We start from the raw sequence: 20,270 nt of genomic DNA on the forward strand, positions 1-20,270 counted from the left end.
AACCGCCGTCCCCCGCCGAAGTTCCCCCGGGCGAGATGCGAAGATTATGGCAGGGGTTCTAAGCTCTTACTGGATGAATTTCTCCATGCTGGTGCGCTTGACCTGTTTCTTGGCGTCGCGATGCAGGAGAATGACCTGCTCGGCTTCCGAAAGTCCGTTCTGTACGGCCTCGCGGAAGCTCTCGTCGACATTGATTGTGGGTGCCGGCGCGCGCGGCTGCAGCACCGTCACCTTCTGGCGGACGCCGCGCAACTTCTCCTCGCCGAGCGTTGTCCATTCGCCGCCGCAATAACCGGCGAAGGCCTGGCTGGCGACGACCTCGCGGCCGTATTTCTTGGTCAGGATCTGCAAACGTTGGACCTCGTTGACGGCTGAGCCGAAGGCGGAGAAGGTCAGGCGGTCCTTGAGGCCGACATTGCCGAACATGACGTTGCCGACATGCAGGCCGATGCCGTAGCCGACCCTGGTCAGGCCCTTCTGCTCGCGGTCCCTGTTGAGCTCGGCGACCCGCGCCTGCGCCTGATGCACGGCCGAAAGCGCCGCCTCGCAGGCAATTTTCGATGGGTCCTTATGGCGCCCGCAAGGATAGACGGCGAGGAAGCCATCGCCGAGGAAGCTCAGGATCTCGCCGCCATTGCGGTTGAAGGGGGCGGCAATCGCGTCGAAGAACTGGTTCAGCGTGTCGATATAAGCCTGCCGGCCTTCCTTTTCGGCATATATGGTGGATTCGCGCATATCGCCCATGACGAGGGCTGCGCGGATCGTCTCTCCGTCGCCGCGGCGGATCTGGCCGTTCAGCACCCGCTTGCCGGCGTCGCCGCCGAGATAGGTGGTCAGCATGTTGTTGGCGAGTTTGCCGAGCACCGCCATCTTGGCAGCGACCGCCAGATGGTTCTGCATCCTGAGCAGCGCATCGATCATGTCGTCGGAAAAGCCGGTATTATGGTCCGTCGACCAGGAACCCATCATGCCCTGCACCGAGCCGTCGCCAAAGGGCTGCACGAAGGCGAGGTAGTCGGTGATGCCGTCCTTGCGCAGGTCCTCGAAGATCGGGAATTCGGCCGGGCCTTCTTGGGTCAGCCGGCGGCGGATGTGCTGCAGGTTGTTGTCGAGCAGGTAATAATAGGGGCTCTGCAGGAAGCGGTCCGGCTTCTGCCCGGCCGGCATGCGAAAACCTTCGATGGTGACGCCGCTGGCGCGCCGCCAGGTGAAGCTCAGCGCATCGTAGAGCGGATGCAGCATCGAAAAGGTCAGGTGCACGCGCGCGATCGGCAGGCCGGCGGCCGCAAGTCTTTCGCAGAAGCCGCGGACGATGTTTTCAAGCTCGTCTCCGGCCAGCGAAGAGTTCGTCAGCCATTCAGCGACCCGGTCCAACAGGATGGAGGAGACGCTGGTTTCGATCGTGCTCATTCTCGGTATGATCCTCATAAGGCACGCCATCCCTAAGAGCCAAAAATTCCCTCGGCCGCCGCATTTTCATGCGCAGGTCACAGGGAAATCAGGATGTACGAGCGGTAATATAGTGTCAACGGATCTGCCGAAAGCCCGGCAGTGGCGCCCCTCAGCTCCCCATATCCGGGGATCGGACGGGTTGTCCTTTCCAGCTGGTTCATTATCAAAAGTCAAAATAGGGATGCTGCAAATGCGAAACAATGGGAGCTGCAATTTTTTGTGCGCTGAAGTTGCAGCAAACGGCGCGGCCTGAGTCATTTCCGCCACACAGGTTAAGGGATTTGGGCATCAATGCCACGCGACATCCCGGCCCAGGAGATCGGCAAGAGGGTTAGGTTGAGGGGCAGCCATCGGCGAGAACCGGCCGGCCGTGCCGCCGGAAAGACGAGGAAGATCCGCGCCCGGGTTTAATTTGCCTGGATCATGCATTAGATCAGCCTTCCCTTCCCCGTTTGAAAGATCCCGCCTTGACCACCTCCACCTTCGATACGCTTTTGCAGAAGATCGAAACCCGCGCGGCCCGTGCCGGCATCATCGGGCTTGGTTATGTCGGCCTGCCGCTGGCGATGGCGGTGGCGCGTAGCGGCTTTGCGGTGACCGGCTTCGACATCGATCCAGGCAAGATGGTGGCGCTCGATGCCCGCCGCTCCTATATCGACGCGGTGAGCGATGAGGCGCTGTCTGCCGAGATCGATGCGGGCCGCTTCAAGGCGACGACCGATTTCGCCGGCCTTGCCGAGTGCGACGTCGTCATCATCTGCGTGCCGACGCCGCTCACCAAACATCGCGATCCCAACCTTTCCTTCGTCGAGGCGACGTCGCGCTCGATTGCCGCGCATTTGCGCCCCGGTCAGCTCGTCGTGCTGGAATCGACCACCTATCCCGGCACGACCGATGACGTGGTAAAGGTCATTCTCGAAGGCACCGGACTGAAATCCGGCTCGGACTTCTTCGTCGGCTTCTCCCCGGAGCGTGAGGATCCCGGCAACCAGCACTATCATACCGCCACCATCCCCAAGGTCGTCGCCGGCGACGGGCCTGAGGCGCTGGCGCTGATGAAGGCCTTCTATGGTGCGACGGTATCATCCGTCGTTCCGGTCTCTTCGAATGCGACGGCCGAGGCCGTGAAGCTCACCGAAAACATCTTCCGCTCGGTCAATATTGCCCTCGTCAACGAGCTGAAGACCGTCTATGCGGCGATGGGTATCGACGTCTGGGAAGTCATCGACGCTGCCAAGACCAAGCCCTTCGGCTACATGCCCTTCTATCCCGGCCCCGGTCTTGGCGGCCATTGCATCCCGATCGATCCCTTCTATCTCACCTGGAAATCGCGCGAATATGAGCTGCCGACCCGCTTCATCGAACTCGCCGGCGAGATCAATTCGGCAATGCCGCGTTATATCGTCGGCAAGCTCGCCGAAGCGCTCGACATCCGCGCCGGCAAGGCGCTGAGCCGCAGCCGGGTGCTCGTGCTTGGGCTCGCCTACAAGAAGAACGTCGCCGATATAAGAGAAAGCCCGTCGCTGCGGCTGATCGAGATCATCGAGGAGCGTGGCGGACATGCAGATTATCACGATCCCTTCGTCGCCGAGATCCCGCCGACGCGCGAATACCAGGCGCTGAAGGGCCGCAAATCGGTGACGCTGACTCCTGATACCATTGCCGGCTACGATGCGGTGCTGGTGGCGACCGACCACGACAAGGTGGATTACGCGGGGCTGTCGAAAAGTGCGGCGCTGATTATCGACACGCGCAACGTCTTCAACCGGCTCGGCCTCTCGGGCGATCACGTCGTCAAGGCGTGACGCAAACGTCACCGCATAAGTCTGCTATTTGGCAGCGACTCCCATCGAGATGGCGGGCGAGCTAATGTTCCGTACTGACTTTCCGGCAATCTGTACATATATCCGTACGCTTGGAAGTTGGGAAAGGATGTCGATGGCCCACGTTCGTTTGACGGAGTTCCGGCAAAATATTGCAACCTATTTTGATCAAGTCCTCTCTTCTCGGGCTCCTCTGCTCGTGACCCGTCAAGGTTCGGAAGCAATGGTCTTGGTTGCCGAAGGCGAATACGAGAGTATGCAAGAGATGTTGCACCTGCTCTCGACGCCTGCTAATTCTGCCCGGCTACGCGAAAGTATCGGACAGCTTCGCAAGGGGCAGGTGGTAGAGAGCGATCCCACCCTCTGACATGAAATTGCTATGGACGCCGAATTCCTGGGAAGAGTACGAATACTGGCAGAAAAGCGACCAGAAGATGGTCGAGAAAATCAACGAGCTCCTGAAAGATACGAAAAGGTCACCCTTTAAAGTTCTTGACAAGCCAGAGCCATTGAAGGGCGATCTATCCGGATTTTGGTCAAGGCGCATCCTCGGAGAGCATCGGCTCGTCTACTGCGTGACTGGCAAGGGTTCCGACCAGCAGTTGGAAATCATTCAGTGCCGATTTCATTACGAAAAGTAGGTTCATGCGTGGTGCAGGTGATTGCGACGTCCGAAGGATTGCGGGGTTACAGCGTTAAATCACGCTCGGCGCTGTAGAAAGCGACCTGCCGGTGATCTGGCTCGCGGCCACTGCATAACCGCCGGCGGCGCCATCGATGAAATGGATGTGATCGCGCGCGATCGGCGTCGGCACGAAGCAGGTCATCAACGCTGAGGATTGTCGATGCAGGCCGTAGCGGGCCACACCCTTGGCCTTCGCCTGTTGCAGCAGGGTCTCGATGCGCTTCAGGTGTTCGGCGTCGACATCGATCGTCATTTTCAGCCCGTCGTCGAACTTGCGGAAATCGGAATTGTCCGCGACGTCGCGCTTGTAGCGGCGTGCATCGAAGCGGCCGAGCGGAATGCCGAGCCTGTAGCACGCGACTGTGATGGCGAGCTGCAGGAAGATGAAGAGCTTCTGCCACAACCGCCGGCGCGGTGGCGCGGTGGCTTTGGCCTCGCGATTGATGCCATGGAGCGAGAAGGCAAGGTCCGGACCATCGGCCGGTACCGGATGGCTGTCCCTGTTCTGCTCGGTGGTGATGGCGACAATGCCGCCGACGAGCTCTTGAAATTCCCGGCCTGGCCGGCCTTCGCCGGGCACGGCGATAATCGAGACGATCTCGCCGTTTCTCGCATCGATCGGGCTCCAGCGGCAGGAGAGACCGGTGAGATTCGGGCGAGTTCCAGCGGGCGCGCGGGCGATGCCGTAACGGCCGAGCTTCATCTGTCTTTCGGCCCAGCTGGTGCCGCCGCCCCAGAACATCGCATAGGTCACATAGGGGCTTGCGGAGTAACGCGCGACACGGACGTCGAGGCCCTCGGCGCGGGTGTCGGCGACCGGCACGATGGCGATGCGCAGCATCAGGCCCAAATCCTCTTCGACCCAGATCTGCACGGCCGCAAGGGCGTCGCGTGCCGCCGCCTCCAGCGAACCCGGGAGCGCGATCAGCGCGCCGTCGCCGCCGAAGACGAAGGGATAATCGCCCTTGCCGACGGCATTCAACACCGCTGAAATGACGCTGGCGCCTGCCATGTTGACGTCCTTGTAACGGCCGGCGCCGATTGCCTGCGTCGAGCCGACGATGTCGGCGAGCGCCAGCACCCATCCGTCGGGCAGCGGCCGGTAGTTGGCAGCATCGGTCACGCCCTCGAATTCGCTGAAGAGCGGCACTTCGGCAAAGAAATCTTCGTCGGTCAAGGTTTTCATGTCATCGAGCTTAGCACAAACCCATGTTGCCACTGCAACGCCAATTCCCATTTACGGCAATCGACTTGCCAAGGTTTCATGTGTTAGAGCATTTCCTGCTTTTTCGGACGCACGGAAATGCTTTATCTTTTTGTTTTCACGCAATTCCGGACGCAAAACCGCTCTCGCACTTTTGCTGGAATTCCTCCAGGACCGCTGACGATTTCATGACGGATAGAGATTAGATGAGCCGCCTCGACAGCTTCATTCGCCGGTTGACGGCTCAACGCGATATTTTGAACTCGATTGTCGATCTGGTGGGGGAAATTGAAGGCCCGGTGCTGGAGTTCGGCCTCGGCAACGGCCGCACTTATGATCATCTGCGCGAGATTTTTCCCGGTCGGCGCATCGTCGCCTTCGACTGGGAAGCGCGCTCCTATTCGGCCTCGACACCAGAGGCAGAAGACATGGTGACCGGCAATATCCGCGATCCGGCCAGGCCTTCGTCGGCATCGGCGCAGCCCTTGCCCATGCCGATATCGGCACCGGCCATGACGAGATCGACGCGGTGACGCTGACCTGGCTGCCGCAGCTGATGGCCGGCGTGCTCGCCCATAACGGCGTCGCCGTCAGCGGGCTGCCGCTTGCGCATCCCGAGCTGGTGGCGCTGCCGCTGCCTTACGGCATCAAGGAAGGCCGTTATTTCCTCTACCGGCGAACCTAGAGGATAGCATCAGCCCTGCTGCATAATTCCTGAAACCGGAATCGCTTTAAGGATAAATTATGCGGCAATTCAAAGTGCTACAGCACCGCGCGTCTGAAAAGACGCGGTGCTGTAGCGTTTCGGTTCACGCCACCAGACCCTTGGTCAGCTCCAGCGCCTGTCGTTCGAACAGCCGGCGATAGATACCGTTATTAAGCCGGATCAGCGCCTGGTGGTCGCCTTCTTCAACAATCTTTCCCTTGTCGAAGACCAGCAGCCGGTCCAGCGCCCGCACCGTGGACAGCCGGTGGGCGATCACCAGCGTCGTGCGGCCGTTCATCAGACGTTCCATGGCCTGCTGGATCTGCACTTCGCTCTCGCTGTCGAGGCTCGACGTCGCTTCGTCCAGGATCAGCACCGGCGCATCCGCCAGGAAGGCACGGGCAATGGCGACACGCTGCCGCTCGCCGCCCGACAGCTTGACGCCGCGTTCCCCCACCATCGTCTCATAGCCCTTGGGAAGGTCCATGATGAAGTCGTGGGCACTCGCCTGTTTCGCCGCCTGCTCGATCTCGCGCCGCGAGGCGTTCGGCCTGGAATAGGCGATGTTTTCCGCCAGCGTGCGGTGGAACAGGATAGGCTCCTGCTGCACGATGGCGATCTGGCCGCGCAGGCTTGATTGCTTGACCCCTGCGATATCCTGCCCGTCGATGCGGATCGCGCCCGAGTTGACGTCATAGAGGCGCTGGATGAGCTTGACGAAGGTCGTCTTGCCCGAGCCCGAATGCCCCACCAGGCCCACGCGTTCGCCCGGCTTGATGGTGACCGAAAAGTCCTGATAAAGCGGAGTGGGATGAGCGCCGTACTGAAAGGTGATGCGATCGAAGACGATCTCGCCCTCGCGGATCTTGATCGGCTTGGCGCTAAGCTTGTCCTCGATATCAAGCGGCATCTTGTCGAGCAGCACCAGTTCTTCCATGTCGTTGACGGCACGCTGCAGGTTGCGGATGTCCTGGCCGACATTGCGCAGATAACCTTGCAGAACGAAGAACATGGCCAGCACGAAGGTGATGTCGCCAGGCGTCGCCAGCCCCTGCCGCCACATCACCAGGCCCGTTCCCAAAATACCTGCCTGCATCGAAACCATCATGAAGCCTTGGATCGTGCCGCTCAATGTGCCGCGCTTCCAGGTCCGTCGCGTGCGGCTGTCCCATCTGGCGAGCACCTGGCCAAGTCGCGTCTCTTCGCGGCTTTCAGCGCCGAAGGCCTTGACCACCGAATTGCAGCTGATGGCATCTGCCAGCGCACCACCCAGCTTGGTGTCCCAGGCGTTGGCAAGCCTTGCCGCCGGCGATACGAAGCCCATGGAAAGCGCCACGGTCACACCGATATAGATCAGCGACCCCGCAGCCACGATCAGGCCCATGATCGGCCAGTAGCTGCCGAGCACGATACTGGCGCCGACCAGCATGACGATGGACGGCAGCAAGGCGACCAGCAGCAGGTCGTTGAGCGAGTCGAGCGCCCACATGCCGCGGGTGATCTTGCGCACCGTCGAACCGGCAAAGCTGTTGGCGTGCCAGTCGGTCGAGAACCGCTGCACCTTGTGGAAACCGTTGTTCGTCACATCCGCCATGGTGCGGAGCGTCAGCCGGATAATGCCGTTGAAGATGAACCAGCGCAATGCCACGCTGGTCAGGCCCAGTGCCACGACGATGACGAAGGCGCGCAGCGCCCGGTCAGCCGCGTTGCTACCGGCAATGGCATCGACGATCTGGCCGGAAAACACCGGCACCATGACTTCGGCCAGCGTGCTTGCTATCACCAACACGATGATAATGCCCACTAATACAGGCCGATGGCGCCAATGATGGAAAACAAAGCCGAGCACATGGCGATAGGCATCGGCGCGGAAATCGAGCTTCTTGCGAGTCATTTTAATCGCTCGGCGCCGTGTCGGCTGCCGGTCCTCAAAATCGAGAGTTGGATGGCACAGCCCAAGCGGGAGACGAAATAATCCCGTCAGATCAATCGGGCTATGAATTAAGGGAAAACCGCATGTCGGGCGCGCTTGAGGCGGGCCGCGAATGGAAATGACCTAGCGTCGGGACATTCCGCACGGGAAGGTTTCGATGATTGCTGGCATGCAACGCCTCCCTTATGTTTGAACTAAAGCGGTGAGCGTTTTGTACCGAAGCAATTCGCCATTGCCAAGCGGATATTTGCAACCTTACAGAAAGTGATGCGGAAACGACACACCTTGTGCGCTTGCGAGTGACGGTTCGGCCGGCGTGCTCGCCCGTAACGGCATCGCCGTCTGTGGTCTGCCGCTGGAGCAGCCCGAGGTTCTGCCTCTGCCTGCCGACGTCAAGGAGGGCCGTTATTTCCTCTACCGCAGGACGCAATCCCCGCTCAGGAAGCGCAGGAATAGGATGTGGCCGGGCGGGCGGTCAGTTTCGCCTCGAAGTCGGCGGCGATTTTGTCCAGCGTCACGCTGTCCAACCGTCGCAGCAGCAGCGCCTGGGCTTCCTTCATCGCGTCGCCAAGGGCGACATTCACCGCCTGTTCCACAAGACACTGCGGCTGATCGTCGGCTGGGCCGATGGCGAAGAGATGCGGTTCGCCGATGGCGCGGTAGACGTCGAGCAGGGTGATCTCGGACAGCGGACGCACCAGTGTCCAGCCGCCGCCATGGCCTTTCTCGGAGCGGACATAGCCCTGTTGGCGAAGGCCGGCCATGGTGCGGCGGACGACGACCGGATTGGTGTTCAGCATCTTGGCAATCATTTCGGAGGTCGCCGAGTGCTGGTGCTTATCCATGTGGATCAGCACGTGCAGCATGCGTGAAAGGCGGCTGTCATTGCGCATGGCTCTCTTCCTGTCGATCGGACGGATCATTATCGCAAGCGGATCGTAACAAGACAAGTAACATGATGCTTGACGGCGCCAATTCATGTAACTTATGTTGAGCCATGAGTTCGATATCAAGGGAGAGTTCCATGTGGTTTGAAGCCATGATCATCGGCGGAAATTTTTCCGGCCTGTCGGCCGCCATGCAGCTGGCCCGGGCGCGGCGGCGCGTGCTGCTCGTTGACGCCGGCGCGCCGCGCAATCGGTTTTCTGAAGCGTCGCATGGGTTCCTCGGCCAGGACGGCCAGACGCCGGCGGCGATCATGCGGGAGGGAAAACGGCAGCTTTCGCTCTATCCGAGCATCACCATCCGCCAAGGGAAAGTCGTCCGGGCGCAGAGCGATGGTGACGGGTTCATTGTCGGCACCGAAGACGGCAGCGAAGAACGAGCCGCGCGCATCGTGCTTGCAACCGGCGTCAGCGACACACTGCCCGAGATCCCCGGCCTCAAGGAGCGATGGGGCCGTTCCGCGCTGCACTGCCCCTATTGTCACGGCTTTGAGGTCAGCGGCGGCAAGCTCGGCGTTCTCGCAAACCATCCGCATTCGGCCCATTCCGCCATGATGATCCCGGACTGGGGCGCGACGACCTTTTTCACCCAGGCGCTGTTCGAGCTCGACGAAGAGCAATTGGTGAAGCTGACCGCCCGTGGCGTCCGGATCGAACGCAGCCCTATCGTGGAATTGTTGGGCGACGATCCGAAGCTTGAGGCGGTTCGCCTCGCCGATGGCCGCGTCGTGCCACTCGATGCCGTCTTCGTCGCGCCGAAAACGACGATGGCTAGCCCGGTTGCCGAACAGCTCGGCTGCGCCTTCGACGACGGCCCGTTCGGGCCAATCATTCGGACCGGTGAGAATAAGGAAACCACCATCAAGGGTGTCTTTGCCGCCGGTGATGCGGCAAGCGCCATGCATAATGCCACGCTCGCCTCCGCCTCAGGCATGCTCGCCGGCGTGCACTGCCATCAATCGCTGGTGATGCAGTCGGCGGCATGAGGCAAAACAGCAGGTTAAACGGGCTGAATTCTTCCCCCAGCAGGTCAGGGACCTTTACGTCCACCTCGTGACCAAGGTGAAAATCTCAACGCGTTAATCATTGCTTTTAAAATAATGGTCCCAATGCAACCGACTTATTGCAATTTCTACGTTTGAATTGTAGCTGTTTTCATCTGAATGACTAACAAGCAAGACGATGGTGAAACCGTGGATCACCGCGCTTGCAGCAAGCTGAAATGGGGGCATTTCATATGGGGTTTACTGATGCTGTTCGGACCGTTCTGACGCAGAAATACGCAACCTTTTCCGGCAGGGCCTCCCGCTCGGAATATTGGTGGTTCGTGCTGTTCTATACCTTGGTTGGGCTCGCGCTTGTAATTTTGGCTTTGGCGGTAGGCGCTTTTTCCGACCAACAGGGTGGAGTTTCGTCAGCGGTGGTCGCCATCATGGTGATCGGCGGATTGTTTGGGCTTGCAATCTTTATACCAATATTATCCCTTCAGGTTCGCCGTTTTCACGATCGCGACATTTCCGGTTGGTGGTATTTGGCGCTGATCGTCCTGGGCATGGTTCCGTATATCGGTACCATTACGGGTCTCGCGATCACGGTTATTTCCGTAATGAGGGGCACGGATGGTCCGAACAGGTTCGGGCCGGATCCGCTGCGTCCCGAAGCAAGAGCAGAGGTCTTTGCCTAGCAGCATGACCATCCGCACTGTCAGCCTGCTGGTGGCTCTGTTGCTCGCCGCTTCGGCTCAGATTTCGTCTGCGTGGGCGCAGGACAGCGACACTCGGCAGGTTGTGGGCGGTGATCATCGAAAGAGCGCCGTCGGAGCCGAATATGCCGCGCAGTGTCAGCAGAACGGATTGCGCTGCACGCTCGTCTATGCCGATGCCTCTGCAAAGGTCGAACCGGCATCGAATACGACAAAATCGTCGCCTCAACGCAAGCCGTTGATGAGCCCGCGGGAGCCGGTCGTCAACGGTCCTCTGGCGGTTGCCGTCGTGCTTGTCGGTCTCATCGTGGTCATCGGTTTATGGATACGCTTCGGTAATGGCGGCGTCTTGCTTTCATCTGCGCCACGCGACATTAAACGGCAGGGGGAGGCGCCGGAAAGCTGGCGCACGTCAGCAGCCGAGGCCGAGGAAAAGCCGAGCGACTTTCTGCAGCGCATTGCCGCCATGGCGGATCGCAGGCAGGCGCTTGTCCTGCTGCTCAGACATTGCCTGCTGCACGCGGCAGATGTGACGGGAACACGGCTTTTCCGCTCGGATACGGAACGGGCCGTTTTCGCCCGTCTGCCGGACAATATGCCCGACCGCGATCGGCTTGAAAATTTTCTGACCGCAGTGGAGCTCGTTCATTACGGTGGCCGCACGCTTGCGGAAAGCCATTTCGGCATCCTTCTGACGACCGCGCGCGGCTTGCTGTCATCGGGCAGAGTAGCCAATGCGTAACGCGGGGCCTCTTCTGTTGCTGGGGCTGTTGCTTGCGCTGGCGGCGCTGGCAGTCTTTGCGCTTTCGCGCGGCAGCGATTTCGACCGCTCGCCGCTTGGCAACAAGGGGTTGGAAACGTGGCTGCAAGCCAAGGGTATCCCTGTCGTACGATCCGACCCTCATGTCGCTCGGGCGCGTTCGGAAATCTCGCTGCGCATCATTCCCCTGTCGATACGCCAAGCCATGGTTGTCGCACCTCAGGCAAGCGAGGAAGCGGATGACGCAGGCCCGGAAAGCCCGATCCGGGAGTCAAACCGCTATGCGTTGCCGACGCTGATCATATTGCCGAAATGGCGCGGCAGCGTCTCAACGGATGGTGTTGCCAGCACATCGGGACTGATCGATCTCGCCGATATCGGCGGCGAACTCGACAAGCTCGGTTATTCAGATTTTGGCTTTGCCCGTAGCAGCACCGATTTTGAAGAGGCGCAGCCGCAGCCGAAACCGGGCCAGCCCATCAACATCGCCCTCTATCAGGCGCAAACCTTCGAACGGTCGGGCCTGCCGAGCGGTTGGGAGGAGCTGGCGGGCACACCGTCGGGCGCGCTGCTACTGCGTGGCGAGGACGACCCGAACGTCTATCTGCTGTCGGATCCGGACCTGTTGAACAATCACGGACTGGCTCTGGCCGATAACGCCTCCTTTGCCGTGTCGCTCGTCACGCTGTTGCGCGGCGCGGGCGAGAAGCGGCCGGTCTATCTGGATACGGCCGGCCTGCCTCTGGATAGTAAGAAACCGGCGGATGAAGGCCGGACCTACGAGCGCTCTGCCTCCGATTTCAAGCGGTTTTTCGCTTATCCGCTGTCCGTCATCTGGGGAGTGCTGTTCGTCGTCGCCGCTATTTGTTTCTGGCGCGGCGCCTATCGCTTCGGGCCTGCTTTGCCCGAGGCATCCGCAAACACCGAGATGTCGAAGACGGCCGCGATCGACGCGACGGCGCGTCTGCTGCGCCTGTCAGGCAATGATGGCCGGATGACCGGACAGTTCGTGCTCCATCTGCTTGCGGACAAGGCGCAACTGGTCTTCGGCCCCGGAGCCGGAAACGAGGCAGGCGTAGAGCGGCTGTTTCAACGCCTGGCGCGCCGCGATCAGGCGGCGGCGAAGGCATTGCACTCGTCAGCGCAAGCGCTGATCGATCGTGGGCATCGGATGACGCGGGCGGATCTGCACCGCAATCTCGAAATATTTAGAAAGTCGCTAGAACAGGATGATTTCAGGCCGGGTCGGCCTAAAATCTGAATCCTGTTCTAAATTAAAGAGTTAGAGCATGATGTCGTCCGAAAACCGCTTACACATTTCGGCATCATGCTCGAGGGAGCATTGATCTTGGATCTAGGTGAATTTCGCAATCTTATCGCCGCGGTTCGTGGCGAAATCGGCAAAGCGGTGCAGGGGCAGGATGCGATCATCGACCTCGTCCTGATCTCGATCTTTGCCGGCGGCCACTGCCTCGTCGAAGGTCCGCCCGGCACAGCCAAAACCTTGCTTGCCCGGTCGGTCTCCGCCGCCATGGCGCTGCAATATCGCCGCATCCAGTTCACGCCAGACCTGATGCCCGGCGATGTTCTGGGCGTCAATCTCTTCAATTTCCAGACCAATCAGTTCCACCTGACCAAGGGCCCGGTCTTTACCGACATTCTTCTCGCCGACGAGATCAATCGCGCCCCACCGAAGACGCAATCGGCCCTGCTGCAGGCGATGAACGAGCGGATGGTCACGCTTGACGGAACCGATTATTCCCTGGGACCGGATTTCTTCGTGCTTGCCACGCAAAACCCGATCGAGCAGCAGGGCACCTATCCCTTGCCCGAAGCACAGCTCGATCGCTTTCTGTTCAAGCTCGTCGTCGAATTTCCCAGCCGCGATACGGAAATTGCCATCCTCTCCAAACATGCGACGCAGGCGCTGAAATCAGACCTGCGCAATGCCGGCATCCGTCCGCTGGTCACGAGTGCCGCACTCGCTACGGGGCGGGCGCTGATCGATGCGATCCATCTGGACACCACGATCCTGACCTACATCGTCGACTTGGTGCGCGCCACGCGCTCCGATCCCGACATTCTCTATGGTGCGTCCACCCGCGCGGCCGACGCGGTAGCATCGGCAGTGCGCGTGCGAGCGGCTTTCGAGGGAAGGGATTACGGCTTGCCGGACGATGTCCAGGCGTTGCTGGTGCCTGCCTTGCGCCATCGCATCGTACTTTCGCCCTCGGCGGAAATTGACGGGCGCACGCCGGACGAGGTGCTGCGCAATATCATGAACCGCGTGGACGCGCCCCGTTAAATGCGGCCATCCTCCACTCTGATCGCGCTCGTTCTGATATCAGCCGCGGTGACGGTCTTCACCAGCGTGTGGTGGCGCGACATGAGCTCCTTCTTGCTCCTCATGTGGCTTGCGCTTGCAGCCCTGACCGTCGCCGATTTGGTCATCTCCAACCTGGCGGGGAGGATGACGATCGATTTCGATCTGCCGCCGCAAGGCTTTGTCGGCCACACCGCCGCGTTTACGGTCGGCATCCGGCCGCAGAAGGGCGCGCTGCCCCGGAAAATCGAAATCCGGCTCGATCTCGCTCCCGAGCTGGTCGTCGACGAAATCAGATGGCTCGACCCTGCATCGGGTGCCGGTGAAGGAGAGGTCAAGGCCTCTCTGGACCTTCATCTGACCCGGCGGGGACGATACGCTGTCCACGAGCTATGGCTGAAGTGGTCATCGCGATTGAAGCTGCTCGAGATCATCGCAAAGATGCCCGTTGGGCAAGAGATCGCTGTCCAGCCCGACATATCGCCGGTGCTGTCTGGAGCGATCAAGACCCAGATCCTGCCGCTGGAGGCCGGCCAGAAGGATTTGCGGTTGCGCGGCGAGGGATCGGAATTCCACCAGCTGCGTGAATTTGTAAGCGGCATGGATCCGCGCAGCATCGATTGGAAGCGCTCGGCGCGCATGCGCAGCCTCGTCGTGCGCGAGATGAGGGCCGAACGAAACCACCAGATCATCCTCTGCGTCGATTCCGGACGGCTGATGGCCGAGCAGCTTGCCGGCTTCACGAAGCTCGATCGCGCCATCAATGCGGCGCTCGCCATGTGCTGGGGCGCAGGCCTTGCCGGCGATCTTGTTGGCTTCTACAGCTTCGACAGCCGTCCGCGTCTGTTCGTGCCGGCCTTGCCCGGACGAGCGGCCTTTCCGCGGCTGCAGACGGTGTGCGCCGGGCTGCGCTACGAAACCCAGGAGACCAACCATACCTTGGGACTGAGCCACCTGTCAGGACGCCTGAAGCGACGGTCGCTGATTGTGATATTCTCCGATTTCGTCGACACCATCACGGCGGAGCTGATGATCGAGAACATGCAGGTGCTCGCCCGGCATCACTTTGTCGTCTATGTCGCCTTGCGCGATCCGATGCTGGCCAAGCTCATCGAACCTGAGGAAACGACGCTCGATGCCGTCGCTCGCTCGGTTGCGGCGCGCCAGATCCTTCAGGAGAGGCGCGCCGTCATGGAAAAGCTGGCGCGTCTCGGGGTGCTTTGCCTCGACAGCACGCCGGAGGCACTAACTTCGGATCTCATTGCGCGCTACATCGAAATCAAATCCCGTGAGATGATATGATGGATATCGGTATCGACGGCAGGATGGATAGGGGCGCGACAGTCAATGTCGGCGCCGTTCAGAACGATACGCTTCGTTCGGCCCGCTTCCGGCTGGAGCGCGAGGCACACTGGCGCCAACTGGACGAACTGGTGACGCGTGCCGAGAAAGGGGGCGCAGCCGCACTCGGCTATGATGAAGTCCGCAATCTCGCCACCGGATACAGGCAGGCGATGAACTCGTTGAGCGTGGCGCGCGATATTTCCCTCGATCGCGCCTTGATCGCCTATCTGGAAAGCCTCTGCGCCCGGGCCTATCTCGTCGTCTACGCTCCTCAGGAAAGCCTTGGCGGCCTAATGAGGCGCTTGCTGTTGCACGGCATTCCCCAGGCGGTGCGGCGCTCGGTCCTGCCTTTGTTCATCGGCTTCCTGGCGCTCATTCTGGGCGCGCTGGCCGGATACAGACTTTGCGCCAACGACCCGAGCTGGTTCTATACCTTGGTGCCGCCGGAGATGGCCGACCAGCGCACGCCCGATGCCTCGACCGATTACCTCCGCTCGACCATCTATGGCAATGAAGGGCATGACAGCGACCAGTTGGCCGCATTTTCCAGCTTTCTCTTTTCCCACAACACCACCATCGTCATCCTGATCTTCACCCTTGGTGTTTTCCTGTCGGTGCCGAGCTTCATCCTGACCTTTTACAATGGTCTGATCCTCGGCGCGTTCTTCGCGATGTTTTATCGCAGAGGGCTAGGCTACGACGTCTTCGCCTGGCTCTCGATCCACGGCGTCACCGAGCTTGCGGCCATCGCCATTGCCTGCGCCGGTGGGGCAAGGCTCGGACTTGCCGTTCTCCTTCCCGGTGCCAGAACGCGAAAGGAAGCCTTGCGCCACCAGGCGCATGATGCCGTCAAGCTCGCCATCCTGGCGGCGCTGATGCTTGTCGCGGCAGCCTTCATCGAAGGCTTCCTGCGTCAGCTGATCCAGGATCCGCTCTGGCGCATCGTCATCGGTTGGGGGATGGGCCTCTTCTGGGTAGGCTGGCTGCTGCTTGGAGGTCGCCAAAGCAAGGTTTCGCGTGAGGCCATGCGATGAGCCAGACAGTCACGGACGGCAGCCACGTCGAGCAGTTCATACCGCCTGAGGGCGTCCCGATCAGCTTCGCCATTGCCTCGATCGGAACCCGTTTCGGCGCGCAATTCCTCGACATCGTCTTCACCTCGATCATCATATTCATCTGCGCTGTGGCCATCCTCTTCACAGGCGTGCTGCCTATGACGGCGGAGGCGATGCTCATGGTGATGCTCGGTTTTTTGGTGCAGACCCCCTATTACATTCTCTCGGAGCTCATCTGGAACGGACGCACGCTCGGAAAGAGAATCACGGGCATCCGCGTCATCAACATGGACGGACGGCGGCTCACGCCGCACCAGGTGACCGCACGCAACCTGATGAAACAGGTGGAGATTTTCGCCCCCATGGGCCTTTTGGCTTCGGTCGGCACGCAGTCGGTCTGGGAAAACGGTCTGACGAGCCTCTGGCTTCTAGCGGTGGTCGTCGTCCCCTTCACCAACCGACGCCGGCAAAGGCTTGGCGACATCATTGCCGGCACCCTGGTGGTCGACACTCCGCGTTCCGTGCTCTTGTCCGACCTTGCGCTGTCTGCTCCTGCCGCCGTCTCGTCGCAGGCGGAATTCGAATTCCTGCCGGAACATCTCGATATCTACGGCAAATATGAGCTGCAGACGCTGGAGGACGTGCTTCGCGACTCGACGAAGACAGCCAACCATAAAGAGATCGAACAGATCGTGCGAACCATTACCCGGAGGATCCGGTATGAAGACACGGTGAAGCCCGGCCGGGGACTGGTTTTCCTGAATGAGTTCTATCGCGCCCAACGCGAGCATCTCGAGAGCTTGAAGCTTTTCGGCACGCTTCGCGAAAACAAATATCATGAGCATTCGCGATCAGAGGCGAAGAAGCTCGTTTGATGGGGTGAATGCTTTGGGACGAAAGTGGCAAGTCACCGCCACCAATTGATGAACGTCTTTTTTGAAGCATTGAGAAGGCTTGAGCTCGACGACAGGTGATTGGATGCCAGTTTGGCTGTTGTTAGAGCCCTCCTACCGATCGAACTCTGAAGGAATTGTGGTTTTGAGTTGGAGAGAAGTTACTTCGGAAATCCGCCGGGTTGTACTATGCCCATAGATTGTACTTTAGGGATAATGTAATGAAGCTACGTATTTTAGGCGCTTTCGCGCTTGTTCTTGCTGCTACGGGTCACGCTCAGGCCGACGAACGCGCCGCCGCATCAGCAATCTTCTTTCATGATGTGACGAAATCGACATGCGGTTTCAAGATGACGCCAGAGTCGGCGTTAAAAGCTGCAACCACTCTTGGAATGTCGGGTCTTATTAGCGAGCCATTGCTTTCGGCGGTGTTTGCAATTTGTGGAGAAGTAAAAAAGGGAAACAAAAGCAAAACCATTGTAATCCAGGTTCCCGACAACCGCAAAGTGCTGCGGAAAGTCATGATTGAAAGAGCCAAGTGGTGGCAAGCATGATAAGGGCGGCAGCGCTTGGCGGAGATGACAAACCCGCTGTAACCGCCGGATACCGAAGCAAGTGACAAGTGCTGCATCTTCACCGCGTGTCTGGTGAATTTCAATTGACGCAGGGGAAAGAGTCTCTCCGGCATGCATGGCCGAACATTTAAGGCAGAAACAGCACGTTGTACTGTCCGAAATTGCCCGGCAGGTCGCGGACCTTCATTTCCTCTTCGCGGTCCTCGAAGACGACGAGGCAATCCTCGTAGAACCCCGACAGCATCGATATGAAGGCTTTCGTTCCCTCCGGGCCGTAGAAGAGCGGCGTGAATTCCATATAGAGCGGCACGCGGCGGGCAAGCAGCGGCCGCATCGAGCGGCAGGCGACCGGCTCGTAGCCTTCGATATCCATCCAGACGAGGCCGATTGCGGCCGGATCGACCGAAAGACCGGCAAGGATCTCGGAAACCGGCTTCACCGGCACGCTGATCTTCCTGTCTGTCGGGCTTTGACGGATGGCGCTGCTCTTGCCGTGATTGTTGAGGTTGAGGAAAAAGTCGATCTCGCCTTCGCTCTCGCCGGCGGCGCAGTTGACGAGGCGGACTTTCTCCTCCAGCCGGTTCTGGCGAATATTGAGGGCAAGCAGCGGGAAATTGCGCGGATCGGGCTCGATGCTGACAACATGGGCGTAGGTGTCGCTGAGGGCGAAATAGACGGTCTGGGTGCCGATATTGCCGCCGATCTCCAGCAGCGTCGCGTCCTTTCGCAAGAGGCCGCGCTCGCGCAGGATGGCGATCAGCCGGTCGACGGCCTCGCGCTCGAAATGGCCCTTTCGGAAGACCTTGCGGCCGATATAGTCGGCGGGCGAGAAGGTCATCAGGTGGTCGCCGGCGTCGATCGTCATCGAGACGACGCGCGGGCCGATATTTTCGATCAGCAAGCGGCGGCCGAAGCGGGTGTCGAAGAAGCGCGAAGCGGCTCTATTGCGCGCCTTGCGCAGCCGGCGGCTCCAGTATTTGGTGGTCAGCCAGGGCTTGCCGGGCATCAGTCTTTTCCTTCGAGCGGTTCTGCTGCTTTCTCTCTCGGAATGACGTAGACTTTCAAGGGCAGGGCCCGGCCGCGCACACTGATTTCACGGCTTTCGATGCCGGAAAGATCAGCACCCGAAAGGGTCGCCACCGGTTCGGAGATGACGATCGCCGCTTCGAACTCTTTTGCAGCGCTTTCCAACCGGCTCGCGACATTGACGGTATCGCCGATCGCCGTCATGCTGCGCACCCGGCCGTATCCCATCGTGCCGACGACGGCGGGACCGGTGTGAATTCCGATGGCGATGCGCAGCGGCAGCGCCAGTTCATCGGCCAACTCGGCAGCGAGTTTCTCGACCTCGGCGACGATCGCGGCTGCTGCGTTGAGCGCCTGGCGGCAGGCTTCCTCCGGCGCGGTATTGAGGCCGAAGAGCGCCATGGCGCCGTCGCCGATGAACTTGTCGAGCCGCCCGCCCGCCTGCTCCACCGCCTTGCCGATGATGGCGAAATAGCGGTTCAGCAGGAAGACGACGTCGAAGGGCAGGCGGGTTTCCGTCAGCGTGGTGAAATGGCGGATATCGACGAAGAGCACGGCGATTTCACGCTCGCGGCCGGGGCTCGTTTCCTGGCTGTTGGCAGGAAGGGCTGCCTCGACCGCCGGGACGAGAAGCGGCGCGACCGCAACGTCGCGGTTCGGACGAAGCTGGCAGGCGAGCCGGACATCCGGGCCGGCATTGATGCGCTTCAGCGTCGTCTGCTCCATCTTGTCGGGGGCCGGCAGGCTTTCGTAATCGCCAAAGATCTGCACGCGGCAGGTGGAGCACTGGCCCTTGCCGCCGCAGACGGCATAATGCGGCAGGCCACCGAGCCGGCTCGCTTCCAGCACCGAGAAGCCGCGCGGCACCCGGATCACCTCGCCGCCCGGATAATTCACGGCGACCTGATCGAGCCGCTCCTTCAGCTTGCGCCGGGCGCGGGCGACGACGACGATGAGCAGCGAGGCCGAGAAGGCGCCGTAGAGCCCGGCGCGGATCACGGCGACCTGACGGTGAACGTCCGGGTTCGAGGCGTAGCGGGTGTTGACCCCCTCCTTGTAGGCGCTGACCGTCATTGACTGCTGGTAGGAAGGGTCGGCGAGCGCCCGGCCCATTTCGACGAAGCCCAGCAGCGCGAGCACCGGCACGAGGATAGCAAGCGCCAGCATTAGCGGAGCGAAGTCCGGATACCAGGAGCGGTAGCGCAGCCAGAAATGGATGCCGATGCAGCCGTGGATCCAGACGGCGACAACGGCGAACACCTGCCGAACGCCGTTTGTCGGGTTCCTGATCCAGAGCATTCCGACGACCGTCTCGTAGTCATCGATGTAGCCGTAGAATTCGTGGGCGATGCGCGTACCGATGACATGATCGAGGAGCAGCAGCGGGATCATCAAGCCGAGCACGATCTGCGCCATTTCCCCCTTCGGCATGACGAGGCTGCGGCGCATGTAGATGGCGCGCAGCACCAGCGCGATATGGATGAGGACCGACGAATAGAAGATGGCGGTCCCCAGAGGATTGCGCCAGATCGCCAGGAAGAGGTGGGCGGCTTTATCGGCGGCAGCGACGGAAATCAGGCCAATCGCATGGTTCGACAAATGGAAGAGGACGAAGATGAAAATGACGAGGCCGGAACCGAGCCTCGCCCTTCTGATCGTACGCTCCGAAAAAATCCCTGTGGCCGAGACCGTCGTCATTCATTCCCGTTCTTGTCGATGTAACCGCAGGCCCATAGAGATTGAGAAAGAGGCGGAATTGCTTCGATCGCGATCACATTCCATATGCTTATGCGCAAGTTTCCGGCAAAGGGACAAGAGCGGAATTTTTCCGACGGGCGCGAAAGT

18 protein-coding genes and 2 pseudogenes are annotated in these 20,270 nt (G+C 60.4%); 14 read left to right on the forward strand and 6 right to left on the reverse strand.

The window, feature by feature from the left end:
* Window positions 1-66 precede the first annotated feature (66 nt).
* Window positions 67-1,410 (reverse strand): adenylate/guanylate cyclase domain-containing protein, encoded by a 1,344-nt coding sequence (locus ACS4RR_RS31115; protein ID WP_260111934.1) that lies wholly within the window; start codon window positions 1,408-1,410, stop codon window positions 67-69.
* Window positions 1,411-1,919: 509 nt separating this feature from the next.
* On the opposite strand from ACS4RR_RS31115, the gene ACS4RR_RS31120 reads away from it, so the two are divergent.
* From ACS4RR_RS31120 to ACS4RR_RS31130, 3 genes are all read left to right on the forward strand, one after another.
* Window positions 1,920-3,257, forward strand: coding sequence for a nucleotide sugar dehydrogenase (locus tag ACS4RR_RS31120; RefSeq protein WP_260111935.1), 1,338 nt, complete (start codon window positions 1,920-1,922; stop codon window positions 3,255-3,257).
* A 133-nt stretch (window positions 3,258-3,390) separates the two neighbouring features.
* Window positions 3,391-3,642, forward strand: coding sequence for a type II toxin-antitoxin system Phd/YefM family antitoxin (locus ACS4RR_RS31125; RefSeq protein WP_260111936.1), 252 nt, complete (start codon window positions 3,391-3,393; stop codon window positions 3,640-3,642).
* Between the two features lies 1 nt (window position 3,643).
* Window positions 3,644-3,916: a Txe/YoeB family addiction module toxin gene (locus ACS4RR_RS31130; RefSeq protein WP_017968210.1), complete on the forward strand. Its 273-nt coding sequence runs from the start codon at window positions 3,644-3,646 to the stop codon at window positions 3,914-3,916.
* 54 nt (window positions 3,917-3,970) lie between these two features.
* Here ACS4RR_RS31130 and ACS4RR_RS31135 read toward each other — a convergent pair whose 3' ends face one another.
* Window positions 3,971-5,197, reverse strand: coding sequence for a DUF3095 domain-containing protein (locus ACS4RR_RS31135; protein WP_456190671.1), 1,227 nt, complete (start codon window positions 5,195-5,197; stop codon window positions 3,971-3,973).
* A 173-nt stretch (window positions 5,198-5,370) separates the two neighbouring features.
* On the opposite strand from ACS4RR_RS31135, the pseudogene ACS4RR_RS31140 reads away from it, so the two are divergent.
* Window positions 5,371-5,849 (forward strand): annotated as a pseudogene (locus ACS4RR_RS31140) (class I SAM-dependent methyltransferase).
* 124 nt (window positions 5,850-5,973) lie between these two features.
* Here the strand turns inward: ACS4RR_RS31140 and ACS4RR_RS31145 are convergent.
* Complete coding sequence (locus ACS4RR_RS31145; protein WP_222386856.1) at window positions 5,974-7,764, reverse strand: ABC transporter ATP-binding protein; 1,791 nt, start codon at window positions 7,762-7,764, stop codon at window positions 5,974-5,976.
* A 349-nt stretch (window positions 7,765-8,113) separates the two neighbouring features.
* Here ACS4RR_RS31145 and ACS4RR_RS31150 point away from each other — a divergent pair.
* A pseudogene (locus ACS4RR_RS31150) lies at window positions 8,114-8,230 on the forward strand (class I SAM-dependent methyltransferase); the annotation flags it as partial.
* 10 nt (window positions 8,231-8,240) lie between these two features.
* Here ACS4RR_RS31150 and ACS4RR_RS31155 read toward each other — a convergent pair.
* Complete coding sequence (locus tag ACS4RR_RS31155) at window positions 8,241-8,696, reverse strand: Rrf2 family transcriptional regulator (RefSeq protein ID WP_456190672.1); 456 nt, start codon at window positions 8,694-8,696, stop codon at window positions 8,241-8,243.
* A gap of 131 nt (window positions 8,697-8,827) precedes the next feature.
* On the opposite strand from ACS4RR_RS31155, the gene ACS4RR_RS31160 reads away from it, so the two are divergent.
* The 9 genes from ACS4RR_RS31160 (at window position 8,828) to ACS4RR_RS31200 (ending at window position 17,378) form a co-directional block, all read left to right on the forward strand.
* Window positions 8,828-9,733, forward strand: a complete 906-nt coding sequence (locus ACS4RR_RS31160) for an NAD(P)/FAD-dependent oxidoreductase (RefSeq protein WP_456190673.1) — start codon at window positions 8,828-8,830, stop codon at window positions 9,731-9,733.
* A 251-nt stretch (window positions 9,734-9,984) separates the two neighbouring features.
* Window positions 9,985-10,431 (forward strand): DUF805 domain-containing protein, encoded by a 447-nt coding sequence (locus tag ACS4RR_RS31165; protein ID WP_017968216.1) that lies wholly within the window; start codon window positions 9,985-9,987, stop codon window positions 10,429-10,431.
* A gap of 4 nt (window positions 10,432-10,435) precedes the next feature.
* On the forward strand, window positions 10,436-11,191 hold the full coding sequence (locus ACS4RR_RS31170) for a hypothetical protein (RefSeq protein ID WP_222386859.1): 756 nt from the start codon (window positions 10,436-10,438) through the stop codon (window positions 11,189-11,191).
* Window positions 11,184-12,470 carry a hypothetical protein gene (locus ACS4RR_RS31175; RefSeq protein ID WP_260111942.1) on the forward strand — a complete coding sequence of 429 codons (1,287 nt, stop codon included), beginning with the start codon at window positions 11,184-11,186 and terminating at the stop codon, window positions 12,468-12,470. Before ACS4RR_RS31170 ends, ACS4RR_RS31175 begins: the two co-directional genes overlap by 8 nt.
* Window positions 12,471-12,557: 87 nt before the next feature.
* Window positions 12,558-13,514, forward strand: coding sequence for an AAA family ATPase (locus ACS4RR_RS31180; RefSeq protein WP_222280194.1), 957 nt, complete (start codon window positions 12,558-12,560; stop codon window positions 13,512-13,514).
* Entirely contained in the window at window positions 13,515-14,834 is a 1,320-nt protein-coding gene (locus ACS4RR_RS31185; RefSeq protein WP_456190674.1) for a DUF58 domain-containing protein, read from the forward strand.
* Complete coding sequence (locus tag ACS4RR_RS31190; protein WP_222386862.1) at window positions 14,834-15,910, forward strand: stage II sporulation protein M; 1,077 nt, start codon at window positions 14,834-14,836, stop codon at window positions 15,908-15,910. Before ACS4RR_RS31185 ends, ACS4RR_RS31190 begins: the two co-directional genes overlap by 1 nt.
* Window positions 15,907-16,806: an RDD family protein gene (locus ACS4RR_RS31195; RefSeq protein ID WP_260111944.1), complete on the forward strand. Its 900-nt coding sequence runs from the start codon at window positions 15,907-15,909 to the stop codon at window positions 16,804-16,806. Before ACS4RR_RS31190 ends, ACS4RR_RS31195 begins: the two co-directional genes overlap by 4 nt.
* Window positions 16,807-17,045: 239 nt before the next feature.
* Window positions 17,046-17,378 (forward strand): hypothetical protein, encoded by a 333-nt coding sequence (locus tag ACS4RR_RS31200; RefSeq protein ID WP_222295325.1) that lies wholly within the window; start codon window positions 17,046-17,048, stop codon window positions 17,376-17,378.
* 148 nt (window positions 17,379-17,526) lie between these two features.
* Here the strand turns inward: ACS4RR_RS31200 and ACS4RR_RS31205 are convergent, their stop codons facing one another.
* Both ACS4RR_RS31205 and ACS4RR_RS31210 read right to left on the reverse strand, forming a co-directional pair.
* Window positions 17,527-18,405 (reverse strand): FkbM family methyltransferase, encoded by an 879-nt coding sequence (locus ACS4RR_RS31205; protein WP_170256474.1) that lies wholly within the window; start codon window positions 18,403-18,405, stop codon window positions 17,527-17,529.
* Window positions 18,405-20,123: an adenylate/guanylate cyclase domain-containing protein gene (locus tag ACS4RR_RS31210; protein WP_222386864.1), complete on the reverse strand. Its 1,719-nt coding sequence runs from the start codon at window positions 20,121-20,123 to the stop codon at window positions 18,405-18,407. The genes ACS4RR_RS31205 and ACS4RR_RS31210 overlap by 1 nt, the downstream gene beginning before the upstream one ends.
* Between the last annotated feature and the right edge of the window lie 147 nt (window positions 20,124-20,270).

Source organism: Rhizobium zaerense, from assembly GCF_051810725.1.
GTDB classification, from domain to species: Bacteria; Pseudomonadota; Alphaproteobacteria; order Rhizobiales; family Rhizobiaceae; genus Rhizobium; species Rhizobium leguminosarum_I.

Coding starts and splice junctions, on each gene's coding strand:
- ACS4RR_RS31115 (WP_260111934.1), bottom strand. CDS start 1,410: ATGAGCACGATCGAAACCAGCGTCTCCTCCATCCTGTTGGACCGGGTC.
- ACS4RR_RS31125 (WP_260111936.1), top strand. CDS start 3,391: ATGGCCCACGTTCGTTTGACGGAGTTCCGGCAAAATATTGCAACCTAT.
- ACS4RR_RS31130 (WP_017968210.1), top strand. CDS start 3,644: ATGAAATTGCTATGGACGCCGAATTCCTGGGAAGAGTACGAATACTGG.
- ACS4RR_RS31135 (WP_456190671.1), bottom strand. CDS start 5,197: ATGGGAATTGGCGTTGCAGTGGCAACATGGGTTTGTGCTAAGCTCGAT.
- ACS4RR_RS31145 (WP_222386856.1), bottom strand. CDS start 7,764: ATGACTCGCAAGAAGCTCGATTTCCGCGCCGATGCCTATCGCCATGTG.
- ACS4RR_RS31155 (WP_456190672.1), bottom strand. CDS start 8,696: ATGCGCAATGACAGCCGCCTTTCACGCATGCTGCACGTGCTGATCCAC.
- ACS4RR_RS31160 (WP_456190673.1), top strand. CDS start 8,828: ATGTGGTTTGAAGCCATGATCATCGGCGGAAATTTTTCCGGCCTGTCG.
- ACS4RR_RS31165 (WP_017968216.1), top strand. CDS start 9,985: ATGGGGTTTACTGATGCTGTTCGGACCGTTCTGACGCAGAAATACGCA.
- ACS4RR_RS31170 (WP_222386859.1), top strand. CDS start 10,436: ATGACCATCCGCACTGTCAGCCTGCTGGTGGCTCTGTTGCTCGCCGCT.
- ACS4RR_RS31175 (WP_260111942.1), top strand. CDS start 11,184: ATGCGTAACGCGGGGCCTCTTCTGTTGCTGGGGCTGTTGCTTGCGCTG.
- ACS4RR_RS31185 (WP_456190674.1), top strand. CDS start 13,515: ATGCGGCCATCCTCCACTCTGATCGCGCTCGTTCTGATATCAGCCGCG.
- ACS4RR_RS31190 (WP_222386862.1), top strand. CDS start 14,834: ATGGATATCGGTATCGACGGCAGGATGGATAGGGGCGCGACAGTCAAT.
- ACS4RR_RS31195 (WP_260111944.1), top strand. CDS start 15,907: ATGAGCCAGACAGTCACGGACGGCAGCCACGTCGAGCAGTTCATACCG.
- ACS4RR_RS31200 (WP_222295325.1), top strand. CDS start 17,046: ATGAAGCTACGTATTTTAGGCGCTTTCGCGCTTGTTCTTGCTGCTACG.
- ACS4RR_RS31205 (WP_170256474.1), bottom strand. CDS start 18,405: ATGCCCGGCAAGCCCTGGCTGACCACCAAATACTGGAGCCGCCGGCTG.
- ACS4RR_RS31210 (WP_222386864.1), bottom strand. CDS start 20,123: ATGACGACGGTCTCGGCCACAGGGATTTTTTCGGAGCGTACGATCAGA.